The organism is Clostridium neuense (genome assembly GCF_045310695.1).
Taxonomy (GTDB): domain Bacteria; phylum Bacillota; class Clostridia; order Clostridiales; family Clostridiaceae; genus Clostridium_S; species Clostridium_S neuense.
The window spans coordinates 80,740-97,517 of the sequence record NZ_JBJIAA010000007.1 but is presented as its reverse complement, the minus strand read 5'-3'; the positions used below and the strand labels follow the sequence as shown (position 1 = coordinate 97,517).

General features: G+C 30.3%; 18 protein-coding genes. 2 read left to right on the top strand and 16 right to left on the bottom strand.

Translation table 11 applies throughout. From position 1 onward, the window contains the following. Positions 1–42: 42 nt before the first annotated feature. Both ACJDT4_RS09765 and ACJDT4_RS09760 read left to right on the top strand, forming a co-directional pair. Positions 43–648 (top strand): TetR/AcrR family transcriptional regulator, encoded by a 606-nt coding sequence (locus ACJDT4_RS09765; RefSeq protein ID WP_406787375.1) that lies wholly within the window; start codon positions 43–45, stop codon positions 646–648. 287 nt (positions 649–935) lie between these two features. Next, complete coding sequence (locus ACJDT4_RS09760; RefSeq protein ID WP_406787374.1) at positions 936–4,037, top strand: MMPL family transporter; 3,102 nt, start codon at positions 936–938, stop codon at positions 4,035–4,037. A gap of 124 nt (positions 4,038–4,161) precedes the next feature. Here the strand turns inward: ACJDT4_RS09760 and ACJDT4_RS09755 are convergent, their stop codons facing one another. The 16 genes from ACJDT4_RS09755 to ureB form a co-directional block, all read right to left on the bottom strand. Beyond that, entirely contained in the window at positions 4,162–4,566 is a 405-nt protein-coding gene (locus tag ACJDT4_RS09755; RefSeq protein WP_406787373.1) for a nuclear transport factor 2 family protein, read from the bottom strand. Positions 4,567–4,592: 26 nt separating this feature from the next. Continuing rightward, positions 4,593–5,096: a GNAT family N-acetyltransferase gene (locus tag ACJDT4_RS09750; RefSeq protein WP_406787372.1), complete on the bottom strand. Its 504-nt coding sequence runs from the start codon at positions 5,094–5,096 to the stop codon at positions 4,593–4,595. A gap of 2 nt (positions 5,097–5,098) precedes the next feature. After that, the gene (locus ACJDT4_RS09745) at positions 5,099–6,043 is read right to left on the bottom strand and encodes a DUF1848 domain-containing protein (RefSeq protein ID WP_406787371.1); all 945 of its coding nucleotides are present in this window, start codon (positions 6,041–6,043) and stop codon (positions 5,099–5,101) included. Continuing rightward, the gene (locus tag ACJDT4_RS09740; protein ID WP_406787370.1) at positions 6,033–6,602 is read right to left on the bottom strand and encodes a PadR family transcriptional regulator; all 570 of its coding nucleotides are present in this window, start codon (positions 6,600–6,602) and stop codon (positions 6,033–6,035) included. The genes ACJDT4_RS09745 and ACJDT4_RS09740 overlap by 11 nt, the downstream gene beginning before the upstream one ends. 298 nt (positions 6,603–6,900) lie before the next feature. Further along, positions 6,901–8,265: an MATE family efflux transporter gene (locus ACJDT4_RS09735; protein WP_406787369.1), complete on the bottom strand. Its 1,365-nt coding sequence runs from the start codon at positions 8,263–8,265 to the stop codon at positions 6,901–6,903. Between the two features lie 49 nt (positions 8,266–8,314). After that, positions 8,315–9,418, bottom strand: a complete 1,104-nt coding sequence (locus ACJDT4_RS09730) for a 4Fe-4S dicluster domain-containing protein (protein WP_406787368.1) — start codon at positions 9,416–9,418, stop codon at positions 8,315–8,317. Continuing rightward, complete coding sequence (locus ACJDT4_RS09725; protein WP_406787367.1) at positions 9,411–9,980, bottom strand: PadR family transcriptional regulator; 570 nt, start codon at positions 9,978–9,980, stop codon at positions 9,411–9,413. Before ACJDT4_RS09725 ends, ACJDT4_RS09730 begins: the two co-directional genes overlap by 8 nt. A gap of 240 nt (positions 9,981–10,220) precedes the next feature. After that, the gene (locus ACJDT4_RS09720) at positions 10,221–10,577 is read right to left on the bottom strand and encodes a hypothetical protein (protein WP_406787366.1); all 357 of its coding nucleotides are present in this window, start codon (positions 10,575–10,577) and stop codon (positions 10,221–10,223) included. 53 nt (positions 10,578–10,630) lie between these two features. Beyond that, positions 10,631–11,263: a class I SAM-dependent methyltransferase gene (locus ACJDT4_RS09715; RefSeq protein ID WP_406787365.1), complete on the bottom strand. Its 633-nt coding sequence runs from the start codon at positions 11,261–11,263 to the stop codon at positions 10,631–10,633. Between the two features lie 63 nt (positions 11,264–11,326). Further along, positions 11,327–11,911: a TetR/AcrR family transcriptional regulator gene (locus ACJDT4_RS09710; protein WP_406787364.1), complete on the bottom strand. Its 585-nt coding sequence runs from the start codon at positions 11,909–11,911 to the stop codon at positions 11,327–11,329. Between the two features lie 55 nt (positions 11,912–11,966). Beyond that, the gene (locus ACJDT4_RS09705) at positions 11,967–12,764 is read right to left on the bottom strand and encodes an urease accessory protein UreD (RefSeq protein ID WP_406787363.1); all 798 of its coding nucleotides are present in this window, start codon (positions 12,762–12,764) and stop codon (positions 11,967–11,969) included. Then, positions 12,764–13,372, bottom strand: a complete 609-nt coding sequence (gene ureG, locus ACJDT4_RS09700; protein ID WP_406787362.1) for an urease accessory protein UreG — start codon at positions 13,370–13,372, stop codon at positions 12,764–12,766. Before ureG ends, ACJDT4_RS09705 begins: the two co-directional genes overlap by 1 nt. 118 nt (positions 13,373–13,490) lie before the next feature. After that, positions 13,491–14,219, bottom strand: coding sequence for an urease accessory protein UreF (locus tag ACJDT4_RS09695; protein ID WP_406787361.1), 729 nt, complete (start codon positions 14,217–14,219; stop codon positions 13,491–13,493). After that, the gene (gene ureE, locus ACJDT4_RS09690; RefSeq protein ID WP_406787360.1) at positions 14,170–14,631 is read right to left on the bottom strand and encodes an urease accessory protein UreE; all 462 of its coding nucleotides are present in this window, start codon (positions 14,629–14,631) and stop codon (positions 14,170–14,172) included. Before ureE ends, ACJDT4_RS09695 begins: the two co-directional genes overlap by 50 nt. A gap of 16 nt (positions 14,632–14,647) precedes the next feature. Next, on the bottom strand, positions 14,648–16,366 hold the full coding sequence (gene ureC, locus ACJDT4_RS09685; RefSeq protein ID WP_406787359.1) for an urease subunit alpha: 1,719 nt from the start codon (positions 16,364–16,366) through the stop codon (positions 14,648–14,650). Continuing rightward, entirely contained in the window at positions 16,367–16,738 is a 372-nt protein-coding gene (ureB, locus tag ACJDT4_RS09680) for an urease subunit beta (RefSeq protein WP_406787358.1), read from the bottom strand. Positions 16,739–16,778: the final 40 nt, after the last annotated feature.

Here is a 16,778-nt window from a genome sequence, read left to right as displayed (position 1 = left end):
AAAGTGATATACAATTAAGTAAAAATGAACGGAGGTTCGCAAATGCAATATTTAAAAGATGAGGTAAGAGAAAAAATACTTTCATCAGCTTTGATAGAGTTTAAAAACAATGGATATTTAGATGCATCAATGAGAAATATTGCATCAAAATCAGGAATAGCTTTAGGAAGTACATATAGATACTTTAAAAACAAGGAAGAGCTTTTTAATACATTAATAGAACCTGTATATAATAAACTTCTTCTATATGTTGTTAAAATACAAGTACAAGTAAATAATTGTACAAATGAAAACTGCCCTGAAATTTCAAAATACATAACAGAGATATTAAATAATATAACATCCTTCGTAAAAGAATCAAATAATGAACTACTCATTATATTCAACAAAAGTAAAGGTTCAAAATTTGAAAACTTTAAAAAAGAATTAATATCTTTAGTTAACGATATATTTATTAAATATCCAACAGCGGAAGCAACAGATGAAAATACAAAAATAATAGTTTATACAGTATCACATGATTTAATTGAAGGAATTTCTTTTATATTAGAGCAGGACTATGATGGAGACAAAATAAAAATTCTAATTAATAAACTTTTGCATTTTTATATTACAGATATGAATAGATTATTTAGTCCTAAGGTTTAATATAAGGTTTTACAATATATATCATTATAGATAAACCGTTTCACTATTGAAATTGATGTACACCATAATAACCAGAAGAAGCATTTTGTTACAAATAAATTTCAAGTTTCAAGATAGTTTATCTTTATTAATACGGTAATAATGAACGATTGTTCACAATCAACATTTATTTTTTTACTATAATAATGAACGCTAGTTCACTTGCAGTTTTAACTGCATTTTATTTGAGGTTAATAATGAACTTCCGTTCACTAAAATAATAAATATTACATTAAGGAGGAAAATTTATGCGTAAAATATTAAAAATGAGGTGGCTGCTATTTGTTGTATGGATAATTTCCCTAGCATTATCCATAACTTACTCACCAGATTTAAACAAAGTACTTAGATCAAAAGGTCAGCAGTATCTAAGCAGCGATACCCCCTCTGTTAAAGCTGATAACATACTAAAAAAAATGGATAAAACCTCTGGGAATACAGACATAATAGTATTTAACAGCAAAAATAAGTTAAGTTCCAGCAACATGGACAGTATAGAAGGTGGAATAAACAGTATAAAAAGTCATAAAAGCTCTCTTGGAATAAGTAATTTAATTGACCCATTTAATATACCTTCTATAAAATCAAAGCTTATATCCAAAGATAAAAAAACCCTCATGATTACTTTCAAGCTCAATAAAAAAGGCAGGGAAGTAAAAGACATAAAAAATGAAATTAATAACAAGTTAAGCAATGTAAAAGTAAGTCATTATCTAACAGGAACAGATTTCATAAGCGACGACTATATGAGAACAGTCTCCACTGGTGTTGATAAAAGTGCACTTCTGACTATATTTTTTATTTTAATAGTTCTAATAATTTTATTTAGATCTGTAATAACACCGATTATATCTTTATTAGCAGTTGGAATATCCTATTTAGTTTCATATGCAATAGTAGGACAGCTTGTTTATAGATTTGATTATCCTATTTCTTCACTCACACAATTAGTACTTGTACTTATACTTTTTGGAATTGGAACAGATTACAATATACTTTTATTTAACAGATTTAAAGAAGAAATGTCACACAGTGCTTCTATAGATGAAGCAATTATAAGCACATATAAAACGGCAGGAAAAACCATAGCCTTTAGTATTCTCACAGTATTTGTAGCTTTTTTAAGTTTAACCCTTGCAAAATTTGGTTTATATCGTTCAGCAAACTGTGTTGCTATTGCTGTTATAGTTTTGCTGCTTGAAATACTTACATTTACGCCAATCATAATGAAAATTCTTGGCAAAAAACTTTTTTGGCCTTCAAAAAAAATCACCAGTCATGGTGAAAACAAGCTTTGGGCTAAAGGAGCTGCATTTTCAGTAAAAAAGCCTATTTTAGTTTCCAGTATTATAATTCTTATATTAATTCCAATAGTTTGTTTCAATACGCAGAAATTTTCCTATGATACAGTAAACGAGCTTGGAAGCTCTGTGGATTCAGTAAAAGGCTTTAACCTAATCACCAACAATTTTGGAAAAGGTGAAGCACTTACTACAACAGTTGTTATTGACAATGGTAAACCTATGGATAATAACAATGCATTTACAGTTATTGATAGCTTGACAAATAAATTAAAAAACATAAAAGGTGTTAAAAGTGTATCAAGCATTACCCAGCCACTATCTGATCCAATTGACTCACTTTATCTAGGAAGTCAGACTAAAACCGTGTCAGGTGGCCTTTCAAAATCTAAAAATGGTGTTGACACCATAAATACTGGTATAGGAAAAATTAATGAAAGTTTAAATTCAGTAAATTTAAATAATCTATCAAAAACAGATGCTCTTGTAACAGGAACAGGTAAAGTTCAAAATGGACTAAATGCTGTAACCTCGGTCCTTAAACAAATAAACTCTGGTATTTCAAACGGAGCTGATGGTGCTGATAAAATAGCAGCTGGAATAGTTAAAGCCAAAAGTGGTATAGATACAATATCAAAATATACAAAACAATTATCTGACAACTTAGCAATAATTCAAAAAGGTTATAGTGATCTTGGAAATGCTATACCTAATGTTACTGAACTCCAGCAAGCTGTAAGGCAAATGAATGATTTAATGGTTTTATTATCAAAGAATTATGGATTTTCAAACGACAAGAGCTTTCAAGGTGTTGAAGCTTTCTACAGCAATATAAACGCTGGTCTTTCAAAGTTAAATTCTGGTCTTAGCACTTTTAAACAAAACTATACAAGGCTTACTTCCGGCTTAAGTGAAGTTACATCAAATTTAAATCAAATAAATGCTAAACAAAATGAGTTATCAAATGGTCTTGCACAGCTTGAAAATGGCTCAGCTGCTCTAAGTAATGGGCTAAAAAAAGGATCAGCCGGTCAAAACATGGTAATTGAAAATATGGATAAACTAAACTCCGGTTTAAGTCAAGTTAAAGCTGGGCAAACACAACTTAACAGCATGCTAAATAAGCTTGGATCAAGTGTTCCTGAGCTTAAGGATGCCTTAAACAAAAGCAGCAATGGATTGTCTCAAATTTCAAACGGACTTTCAAAAACTAACAATTATATGCAGGAACTTAATAATTCTAATGACTTTTTTGCACCAAAAGAAACTTTTAGTAATGCCTCAATAAAAGAAGCCTTAGATATGTACATGAGCAAAAACAGAACAATAACTAAACTAACAATTGTTTTAGATGCTGATCCATATTCAGCAAAAGCCATGAATACATCAAAGGAAATTAATGATACAATTCCAAGTGTACTTAAAGGTACTGTACTTAAAAATGCAAAATTTGGAACCTCGGGAACAAGTGCTTCGGACTATGATTTAAACCAAACGGCTACAGGTGATTTAAATACCATGAAAGTAATTGTTTTGGTCAGCATATTTGTAATACTTTTAGTGGTAATAAAATCTCCATTAATTTCATTTTATATATCTGCAGCATTAATGGCAGCTTACTACATATCTTCCTCAGTTTTAAATTTTGTAGTGTTTAATATTTTCAAGTTAGATGGAGTATCCTGGAATGTACCGTTTTTCTCCTTTGTAATGATTGTAGCACTAGGAGTTGATTACAGCATATTCTTAATGATGAGGTTTAAAGAATACAAAGATATTGATGCTAAAGAAGCCATAGTTTTAGCTTCAAAACACATAGGCACCGTTGTTATGTCCGCTGCCTTAATTCTTGGGGGTACTTTCATAACACTGGTTCCAGCAGGAGTTAAACTTTTAACACAGCTTGCCATAGCAGTAGTTGTTGGCTTAATAGCTCTTTCAATTATATTACTGCCTCTGTTTTTACCTGCACTAATAGCATTGCCAGCTGCAATTAAAAACATTTCTAAGAAAAAAAGTAATTCATATAAGGAGGATATTAGCGCTTAGTATGATACATTTATGAAAAAGCTCAGATAATTTACTATAGATTCTTAAAAAACAGAACACATTAATTAAGGGAACTTCAAAATTAGAAGTTTCCTTAAAATTTTTAATTGATTTGGATATTATCTTATTCATTGTTTTTTCCCATCTTTAACCAGTTTGATTTAGGAACTAACGTCCCCTGATGAAAAATCATCTTCCAACTTCCATCAACATATTTCCATATTGAGCTTCTAAGAGAGTATCTTCTATCTTCATTTGGTTCATCATTTTTTATCATTTTGTATGTCGCTTGTACATATTCATCGGAAAGTTTTTTTATTTCAAAATCAATTATTTTGCCATACACTTTATTTGAAATTATCGGCCCATTTATAGTTTCTTCTTTATTCTGATGATATTCATAACCAGAACTACAATATTCAATAAAATCATCTGCAAGTATTTCATTTGATTTTTCTGTTGAATTTCTTACTTCTGGCTGTAATAAATCATTTTCTAACTTTAATAATTGTTCTTTAATCAAATTCATATAAATCCCTCCGATATTAAGCATTTTTATTTATCAAGTTTCATCTCAAATTCTATTTCATGCTTTATTGGTATATCAAAATCTCCAAGCATAGGAATAGAAGGCTTTAATTTTCTTGAAGCTGCAACAGAATCATAATATAAATGAACCATATCAAATCCCCTTTTCTGATAAAAACGTATGGCATTTATATTATCATTTGTTGTAATCAACTTGATTTTAATACATTTATTTTGACGTGCTATATTCACAGCTTTATTTATTAGCATAGTCCCAATACCTTTATTTTCTTTCAAACTATCCAAAGACATAATTTCGCACTCACCATTTATAATTCTATATGTAACAAGTCCTATAATACTCTCATTATTGCAAGCAACCAAACCATCTAAAATCGTCATATTAACTACTTCGCCTCTAACGACCATATCTTTTGAAAACCAATGTGAAATAATAAATTCATTTACCTCCTCCCTATTTTGAGATGATATTTTTTCTATTTTTATTGTTTTATTCTGCGATAAATCCATATCTATAACTCCTTAAACTTTAATTGATTAACTTCACACTTTATAGATTTCATGTCCCTAATAGTAATTTTTTCATCTCCAATTAAGTGTAAAGCTAAAATGCTTGATTTTGAATCATGCATTAAATAGTTCTTTTCTACTGTATCATAATTAAAATTTGCATAACAATACAAACAATTATGTTTACAGGTATTATATTCTCCTATGTCTATGCTTTTAACGCAGCCGCATACCTCTCTTTGAGTATCATCTTTTTTTACTTTAATTGGACATTTAATTATTCTAGATATTAATTCATCATCTATGCATTTACCTTTTTTAATTCCGAATTTTGAAAAATCAATTTCCTCAGAGCAAGTTTCTAGTTTTATATTGTATTTTAACGCAATACCTGCAAACTTTTCAGCAATATCACACATATCATTCTTGTCAATTTCTTTTAACCCTAAATTTTTAGTATTCCTTTTCGTTTTGCTGTATAGGTCTAAAAAACTTATTATACATTTTTCAGTATATCCCGAAAGTTCTATGCAAAATTTTTCAAACCACTTGTAGTGATACTCTTTAGTATAAAATTCATTTAACAGTATCGGGTCATATCTCCATATTACTTTTTCCTTACCTATAATTTTAGATAATTTTTTAAAAGTTTTAATAATATCGCTTTTTCTTCTAATAGCTTTTTCAATATCATTTCTGTAAGAAGTTATAGTAAATTGAAAATAGTAATTAAATTCTTTAAGTTCATCTAGCCTTTTAAGCATTGGCTCTGCATCTTTAGTCCAGAATACAAATAAATCCACTGTTTTAGGTGTTAATTCAACTTTACTTATTTGTTTTCTGTTAAATGGATTTATTACATATACAAAGCCTTCTTTTATTCTATTAAAAAACCATTCACTATAAAAAGCAGGAATATCGGTTCTCCTGCTTACACTAACTATCATGTTCTTCCTCTGACATATGATTTTTTATTTCTTCTATGCTTTCCTCACACCATTCTATAAAGCTTTTCTTATATTTCACTCCATAATTAGCAGTTAATTTCCAGAACAGTGCTTCCTTCTTCATATCCCCTTTAATATCATGTTCTTCTTCAATATGTTTAAGTCCCTTGTAATTTTCTTCAAGTCTCTGCTTGGATAGGTCGATTAACCTTTGAAGTTGAACTATTACTTCTTCCATGCTTATGTTAGCACTAAAATAAAGTTTCACTAAAAATTCACTTCTCATTGGCTCTATTTCCATAGGCTCCATAAGCCATTTTACAAGTTCTTCTCTACCTTTATCCGTAATATAATATACTTTTTTATTCATTGCTGTTGTTGATTCAACTTCTTTAACTGTTACTAATTTATCCTCACACATTTTATTTAAGGTTGGATATATTTGGCTTAAGCTGGCATTCCAAAAGCTGCCAACAGACTGATCAAAATATTTTTTAAGCTGGTATCCTGTCATATTTCTATAACTTAAAAAACCAAGTAAAGCGTGTTTTAACGACATTGTAAGCTTCCTCCTTTTCAAATATAATTAGCTATAGTGAAACCAACTCAACTACAAACTATATATGCACCACAATTCCTTTAATATTGGTATTTTGGAACATAAATAGTTTAAGTTTCGTAGTGGCTTCACTATATAACACATTATATATAGCTAATTATATGGGTTTATTTAAAAAAATCAAGTAGTAAAGATAAATCACCTTGAAACTTGAAATTTATTTGTACCAAAATGCCGTCTTCTGGGCATTTTGGTACAAATGAATTTCAATATTTGAAGAGGTTTATCTATAGTTTTATTACTGATTTTGTGCCTTCTGTAAAACCACTTCTTTTTCTTGTTTAGATATTTTAAGCGCTAAAAGTATGATGATTACAACTGTTGATGCATCAGCTATAGGTTGTGCTAAAAGAATACCTTGCATTCCAATTACCATTTTAAGTATAAATAACCCTGGAATTAAAATAATTCCTTGTCTTGCAAGACAAACAATCCCTCCATATTTTTCCTCATTTGTTGCTAAAAATAATAAGGAATATACCATTATAAAACCCATTCCAATAAAAGTAATTGAATAATATATAAGTGCCGTAGTGCCAATTGCTACAACCTCCCCATCACCATTAAAGGTTGAAACAAGAGGCTTTGCAAATGCAATCATTAAAACGCTGCAAAGCACACAAAATCCTGTTGTCCAAATAAGAGATATATTTTTTGCTGATTTAACTCTATCAAAAGCTTTCGCGCCAAAACTAAAACCAACAAAAGACTGAAATCCCTTTGTAAAACCTGAAATTGCCATAAACCCTAAGCTAGTTATTCTAGTTTCAATTCCTATTGCAGCTACACATGCAGTACCATAGCTTGAAGCAAGTACATTTGTAATAATTAATGATAAACTATACAAAAGTTGAAAAAACATAAGAGTAATCCCTACTTTTGCAGTTTCTACATAATACTCTTTAACCGGCTTAAAATTGAAAATATTATACCTAACAGCACCTTTTTTACCTATAATATAATACAAGTACATAAAAGTTGTTATTAAATTTGCAACAAGAGTTGCTATTGCAGAACCTTTTATCCCCATATGTAAGGTATAAATAAATATTGGATTTAGAAAAACATTTGAAATTCCACTTACAAGCATTGCAAGCATACTGTACATTGTAGCACCTTCAGAAGCAAACATATTGTTAAAGGTTACATTAAAAAGATTAAAGAATAGCGCAATTGCAAAAATTGAACCGTACTGTTTTGCATATACCATGTCTGCATTAGTTGCTCCAAGTATCTTAAGTACTGGTTGTAAAAAAATTAGTAGTAAAGCTGAAAAAACAACTCCAGCAATTAATGAAGTGTCCATAATTACAGAACCTGCATCATTTGCTTTTTTATAATTTTTCTCGCCAAGCAACTTTGCAATATATACTGAGCCACCTCCACCAAAAAGAGAGCCAATCCCTGTTATAATATAAGTTAGTGGAGAAGCAACAGTAACCGCAGCCATTTGCAATTTTCCTAAGTTCCCAACAAAATATCCATCAACAGATACAAATAAAGCAGCTACAAACATCCCTATGGTAGTAGGTATTCCAAGTTTTAAAAGTACTTTCCACACCTCTCCCTTTTCCATCATAATCAATCTATTGTTATTTTCCATTAGCTCTTCATCCTTTCTATCTTTATATTTAAATAGACGTTTATATAATTTATTTATTTGAATACATATTTACAATTTCCATTGTGTTTTTCCCAGCCTCACATAAATATGTGCAGGTTCCACAGTTTATACAGTTTTGTACTCCATATTGCTGCATATTGGAGCTTATATTTTTTGCATAATCAGCTACAACCTTATGTACTTTAATTCCCATTGGACAATTTCTTGAGCAGTTTCCACATTTCTTACATTTTGAATCATTGTCATAAGCTACTTTATCAGCATAACCAACAAAATTCGTAAGCGCTGTAATTCTCTCATCTCCTTTAATCTGATGGGCCCCCATAATTCCACCACCTGCATATATAACTTTACCAGCTTGCTTACCCAAAACTTTCTCTAAAACTTCTTTTGACTTCATGTCATAGATAACTTTTGCAACCTTTGCTTCTCCCTTTGTGTAATCTGCAACCGTAATATACCTGCTTCCCCTTAAAAATTCGCCTTTTGCTATTTCAGCAATCATAATTATTGTTTGAACATTTAAAACCAAAATTCCCTTTTTAACGGGTATATCTTTTTTATCCATATCTAGTTTAAGTACTTCTTTTATTAAAATTTTTTCCGCTCCTATTGGATAACGATTAGGAAGATTCTTAACATTTATGCCTTCAATTGATTCATTTTTCATCAATTTTGCTGCTAAAAATACTTCTGATGCATTAATCATTTCCGCTGCTAACTTGCTTCCAAAAATAATATCTTTTAGTCTGTTTCTAATTAACCATGCATCATGAACAAGTCCTGGATCACATTCAGCTCCATTTATAATAAGTACTTTGTTTTGAGCTGCTGATTCCACTGCCGTCTTTAATTTTTTATATGTTGGAAATCCATTGCCACTCATACCTGTAAGCTCATTTTCCTCAATTGCTAATAAAAGTTTATTTAATTCATTAATTTTTACTCCTGTATTAACTTTCTTATCTACTATATCAACATAACCACTTTCCACAATTATCTTTGGTATACTTGCTTTAGGATAACCAAATAGCTTCCTTTTTCCATATTTCTTTTTAGCTTCCTTTTGAATTTTTTTTATTTTGTCGTTACTTTTAACGCTTTTCTTTGTAATAATTGGATAACTACTCATTTTTGAAACCCTCCAAATTAAATTTTTTTATTTCTTCTATGCATTCCTCGCACCACTCTATAGAATTTTCTCTAACCATTATTCCATAGCTGCAAGTAAGCCTCCAAAATAGTGCTTCTTTTTTCATATTTTCTTTTAACAAGTGCTCCTTTTCAATGTGTTTAACCCATTTCTTATAATATTGAAGACGCATTTTTAAAACTCCAATTAGTTTTTCAAGTTGAACTATTGCCTCTTCTGTATTTATGTTGGAGCTAAAATAAAGTTTTACTAAAAATTCAATTCTAATTTTCTCTATTTTTGCTGGCTCCCTAAGCCAATCTACAAGTTCTTTTTTTCCCTTATCTGTAATGTAATATATTTTCTTATTCATTGCTGATGAAGATTCTATCTCCTTCACAGTTACAAGCTTATCCTCACACATCTTATTTAACGTTACATATATTTGGCTTAAACTGGCACTCCAGAAGTCACTTACAGAGTGATCAAAAAATTTTTTTAATTGATAACCTGTGATACCACCATAATTTAAAAAACCAAGTAAAGCATGCTTTAAAGACATTTCAAACTTCTCCTTAAATATATAATTAATTTTATATAATCATTTATATATAACATATTATATATAAATGATTATATACTCTTACTAAAAAAAATCAAGTATTTCTTTAAAATAAAAAAATAAAGCGAAGCAATAAGTGTTTTAGAACATTTAAAAATCCAATAAATCTTATTTGAATTTTTTAATTATTTCTTAACACTATTACTTCGCTTATTAAATTAAAATAAAAATTTAATTACTTTAATAAACTTTTAAATTGCAACTAAAAATGCTATCAATATTACTGTATAATTCAAACAATACTTTTAATAAAGCCTTATCATACTCCAAATCAAGAAGCTCGTCTAAATAATAAACTTCATTGTTAAACTCTCCAATCTTAAGCCTAAGTTTATTCTTTCGCACAGATATGTAAAATTTCATATTATTTGTAGATGCCTTCAAGGCATATCTGTCCATTTCAAAATAATTATATTTATTTTCTTTACAAATATCATCAAGTCTGCTTTCAATTTTCTTAAGTTTTTTTATCAAAGTGGCTTTATCAAACTTTAGCAAAGCCAATTCAGTCCTTTTGTCAATTTCATCTTCACTCATAATCTCATCCCCCGTAAACTCTATTTACTAATAACCTTTTATTCATAAAAACATTATTTTTCTCCTACTACACGCAGCCAATTTTTATCCTTAAGTACATCAACCTTTATATTCAAAAATCCTGCTTTGATAAATAGTTCCTCCATTTGTTCTGGTGCGTATATTTTCATTTCACAAGCATTAGAATATCTTTCATTTCTCTTTTTAAAGTTTTCATTTTCAACCACTTCATTTATCACAACAAATTTTCCAGATGGTTTTAAAACCCTTTTAACTTCCATAAAATTTGAAAGTATATCTGGCCAAAAATATATGGTTTCCACTGCTGTTATAATATCAAATTTATTATCATCAAATGGTATTTTTTCTACACTTGCATGCAAAATATTAACCTTTCCCTCTTCAATCAATTTTTTGTTATAACTTTTAGCCTCATTTACACAATTTAAAGAATAATCCATACCAAAAACTTTACTATTTTTAGCTGCATGAGCAAGTCTATTTACTGTCCTTCCACCTCCACATCCAATATCAAGTATATCACTTTCTTCTTTAAATTTTATATTTTCAAGTCCCCAACTAGTTAATTCAAAGTGTGATATATTCATTCCCTTTATAATTAGTTTTCCCATTTTACCTTCTGGTTTTTTAAATTGTTTCATAAAATTCTTATAAACTTTATTCATATTTCTTTCCTCCTATTTATAATAAAGACCGTATATTCTTTATTAGTCTTTTTTTAATGCTGACTAATTATTAGTCAGCATTTTAGTTCCTTTAACATGATATTCTATAAGTCTATATATATTTCTATACATCCTATCTTTTTCAGTTATGTTTCTTGCAATTTCAAGTAATCCTTCTATTAAATTAAAAACTATAATATGTGCTATAAGCAAATCTTCTGCATCTCCATTGTTTTTGAGAGCTTCTGCAAAATCAACCTCTGCAGAATATATTATATTCTTCTTTAAATTTTCATATTTTGTACCTTTTGAATGATCCATAATAAGTAGCAAATTTTCTCTATTATTTGAAATCAAATTACATAAATTTTGAGACATCATGACAATAAATTCTTCACTGCCAAAACTTTCACTAAACTTATGTCCTACAAAAAATACAGTTGCTTTCTCAATATTATGTGCTGTATTATCTGTAAGTGAATAAAAAATATCCTCTTTACCTTTAAAATAATTATATAAATTACTCTTACTCACATTCGCTTTTTCAGCAATAGCTTTCATAGAAGTATTTTGAAATCCAAATTCTAGAAATAATTTTTTTGAAGCTTCAAAAATATCTTTTCTAACTTCCTCTTTCAATACCTGCATAAAAGACCACCTATTCTTTTATATAATTATAGTAAAACCCTACGTGCTTGTCAAATTATGCAAATATGTTTTCAATTAATTTGTAATACACCTTTTCTGTAATATCAATTAACTTTTCTGAACCTTTTCCAAGTATTCTTATTACTATACCAAATTTAAAGCTCATACTTACACCAAAATCTATATCGTGAAATTGGCAAAGCAACTTTACAAGTGATGTTTTAACATTTTCGTCTACCTTTTCACTTACTATTATCATATTAGCCTGATGAGTAAACTTATCATAAAGTCCAATACTGTTTAGCTGCTGCTCTTGTGGTATTAAAACTGTATTGTCCATAAATAAAAGTTTATTCTGATAAAATATTTTTGTTCTTGATTTAAAACTTTTAAAACTGAATACTTCATTTCTCTTGTACCTGCCGCAAGAAGTTATTTCTCTAAATATAAGATTACAATTTTTAGAAAGCCTTATATTGTTTTCCCCTCTAAAATCAGAATCCTCATAAGGAAGAGTTGGCTTTAACATATATGCTAAGCTGCATCCTTCCTCCATATTGATATTCACTTTTTGAGCTGCAAATCCATCTTTCATCTTAAAAATTTTACTGTAAGATTGAGAATAAAGCTCTAAAAGAGACCCTTTTTTCATATTTATATTTATCTCGTAATCATCACCTTCAAGAATACCTGGAGATACATTTACAAGACATAATCTCATGATGTTATTTTCTACATAAAATGGCTTTAAAAGCTTAAATGGCGGTGTAAAATAACTGTCACTTAATATTGTTTTTTCATGTTTTACCTTTGTTTCAAGTTTAAGTACACTTTCTTTACTATAATGATTCATCATAAGTCCTCTAATAATGCATTTTTCTTAATCCAGTTTATAACCTCTTGAAGTCCCTTTTTCTCATTCAAATTAGTAAAAATAAAAGGCTTATTTCCTCTCATTTTTTTAGAATCTCTTTCCATAACCTCAAGACTAGCTCCAACATAAGGTGCAAGGTCAATTTTATTTATTACAAGTAAATCTGAACGTGTAACGCCAGGACCACCTTTTCTTGGAATCTTATCTCCCTCAGAAACATCTATTACATATATAGTTGCATCTGCAAGTTCTGGACTAAAGGTTGCTGAAAGATTATCTCCACCGCTTTCTATAAATACTATTTCTATGTCTGAGAACTTTTTTACAAGCTCATCTACAGCTTCAAGGTTCATTGATGCATCCTCTCTTATAGCTGTGTGTGGACATCCGCCTGTTTCAACACCTATTATTCTTTCAGCTGGAAGTACACTGTTTTTAACTAAAAATTCAGCATCTTCCTTTGTATATATATCATTAGTTACAACACCTATACTATAGTCTTTACTCATTTCTCTTGTTAACTTTTCTATTAAAGCAGTTTTGCCTGAACCAACAGGACCTGCTATACCAATTCTAACGTAACTCATTTCTACCTCCTTAATTCAGTGCACAATGAATATTGATTAGACAAACATAAAATCTTCTACAATTTCAAAGATTTATCCGACACAAGGACGATAAATCCACCTTCACTGTACTCTGCCTTTATGACATATATAACCTTGAATATAAATTTTCATGCTGCATTGCCTTTATATCAAAACCAATAGTACATCTTCCAAGATCATCTATACTTAAATCCATTATTTCCTCGGCTATATTTTTTAGTAACTCACCACTTTCAAAAAGTATAAGCTGCCCCTCCATCTGTCCAAGTGGAATAAGCTTTGCACAATTATTTACTATGCAGGATGCAGAATTGTACAAATACGCACTGATACTTTCCATTTTATCAATACCATATTCTGCACAAAACATACCAAACACAATGCTGTGCTGACCTATGCACTTTCCTTCTTTTATAAGTGCAGCATACTTTAAAAGCAATTCTTTCTCGCCAAATTTTTCAGAAATTCTTAAAAATCTTGCACACATTTTAGCACTTCCCTCTTTAACTTCTCGTGGTGCCTTAAGTGCATAAAGCATTTCATCAAGTTCAATTAACTTGCTAATATCCTTATCTAAGGTATATTCATAAGCTAATTTAAGTGCAAGAACATCTGTATATTTAATTCCATATAAAAGCATATTAGAGAGATATTCTTTAGCCGTTTTGCCATCCTTAACTATTCCCTTTTGAACATAGGTTTCAAGCCCATTAGATTGAGTATATGCTCCTATAGGAAATATTGAATCAGCCACCTGAAGCAGTGTAAAAAAAGTACTATTCATGCTCATGGTGATGATGAGAATGTTTGTGACATTCAACTCCATTTACAAGTTTTCTCATTTCCTTTTTAGGGTTAAAACCTTTTTTCTCTAAAAGCTCCATTAAAGGTTTTTCATATGGAATCATTATACTGCTTTCTGTTAAGAAGAGAGGTACATGCTGATTTCCTATTTCATAGCACATGGTTCCCATATCAACCATATTTTTAGGTTCAATTAATATAGCTTCACTTTCAGGGATATTTACAGCTATAATCTCGCTATCGTCCATGTAAAGTATATCTCCATCATTTATTTTTTTATGTTCTGAAAGCCTTATTCCTATCTCCTTTCCAGAAGTAGTATCCTTTTTTAATATCTTTTTATTCACCTCATACCATTCCACATCAACGGTATCAAAACTTCTACCTTTCACTTCTATATCTTTTAAATTACCAATTATTTTTTCTACTATCAAAATTTTAACCACTCCTTTAAAAAAGAAAGTATTTCTGTCCTAATGCTACTTCTTCTATAGGTTCACACGTTATTTTTTCACCATCAACCCTTACTTCATAGGTTTCTGAATCTACATCTATTTTAGGACACTTATCATTTAATATCATATCCTTTTTGCCTATATTTCTGCAGTCCTGTACAGGATATATAAGTTTATCAAGCTGTAATTTTTTTATGTTTCCATTTTTAATTGATTCTTTTGAAACAAAAGTAATTGAGGTTTTTCCTTTAGCTTTTCCAAAAGCACCAAACATATTTCTATAAAATACTGGCTGTGGTGTTGGTATTGAAGCATTAGGATCACCCATTTTTGCAGCAGCTATGAAGCCACCTTTTATAATCATTTCTGGCTTAACTCCAAACATTGCTGGTTTCCACAAAACTAAATCTGCAAATTTGCCAGCTTCAATTGATCCAACATATTTTGATATTCCATGAGTTATAGCTGGATTTATAGTATATTTTGCAATATATCTTTTAACTCTAAAATTATCATTATCTCCTGTTTCATCTTTCAAAGGTCCTCTTTGCTTTTTCATTTTATCTGCTGTCTGCCAGGTTCTTATTATAACTTCTCCAACTCTTCCCATTGCCTGAGAATCTGAACTAAGCATACTAAAAACTCCTATATCATGAAGTATATCCTCTGCAGCTATGGTTTCTGGTCTAATTCTTGAATCTGCAAAAGCTACATCTTCTGGAACCTTGCTATCTAAATGATGACATACCATAAGCATATCTAAATGCTCATCTATGGTATTTACAGTATAAGGTCTTGTTGGGTTAGTTGAAGATGGAAGCACATTTGGGAAAGCTGCTGCCTTCATTATGTCAGGAGCATGACCTCCACCTGCACCCTCTGTATGATAGGTATGAATGGTCCTTCCATTTATTGCATTCATAGTATCTTCTACAAATCCTCCTTCATTGAGAGTATCTGTGTGTATGGCAACTTGAACATCATATTTATCTGCAACCGTAAGACATGTATCTATTGCTTTTGGAGTACTTCCCCAATCCTCATGAAGCTTAAGTCCCATAGCTCCAGCTTCTATTTGTTCTTCTAGTGCTTTTTTTGATGAGCAATTTCCTTTTCCAAGAAAGCCTAAATTCATAGGAAAAGCCTCTGCTGCTTCAAGCATTTTTTCAATATACCAGGAACCTGTTGTACATGTTGTTGCATTAGTTCCATCAGCAGGACCAGTTCCTCCACCTATCATAGTTGTTATTCCACTGTAAAGTGCAGTTTCTATTTGCTGTGGAGATATAAAATGTATATGGGAATCTATTCCTCCTGCTGTAACTATAAGCCCTTCTCCAGCTAAAGCTTCTGTCGCTGCTCCAACTATCATATTAGGAGTTACACCGTCCATTATAGATGGATTTCCAGCCTTACCTATACCAATAATTTTCCCATTCTTTATTCCTATGTCAGCTTTTACAATTCCCCAGTAATCTATTATAAGAGCATTGGTTATAACTAAATCAAGAACACCTTCATCCCTATCTGCAACTGCTGATTGCCCCATACCATCTCTTAAGGTTTTTCCGCCGCCAAATTTGCACTCTTCACCATAAACAGTATAGTCTTTTTCAACCTCAACTATAAGCTCTGTATCTGCAAGTCTTACTTTGTCTCCTTTAGTTGGTCCATACATATTTACATAATCTTCACCTGAAATTTTAAAGCTCAATTATTCCACCCCCTTAAAGCCTAATTCTTTAGCTTTTTTAAAGCTTTTTTCTCTCACTTTATCATCACTTACATTTCCTTCAGTAAGGCCACTAAACCCATGTATTTCTTTTCTCCCACCAATTTCAGCAAGAGTAACTTCCTTCTCTTCTCCTGGCTCAAATCTTACTGCTGTTCCAGAAGCTATATCGAGTCTCATTCCAAAAGCAGCCTTTCTATCAAATTCAAGTGCCTTGTTAACTTCAAAAAAGTGAAAATGCGAACCAACTTGAATCGGTCTGTCTCCCGTGTTTGAAACAGTAATTTTTTCCGTTCTTTTTCCTTCATTACAAATTATTTCTTTATTTTTCACTATAATTTCTCCAGGTATCATATAATCCTCCCCTATCACAAAAGTTTGAAACAAACGACAA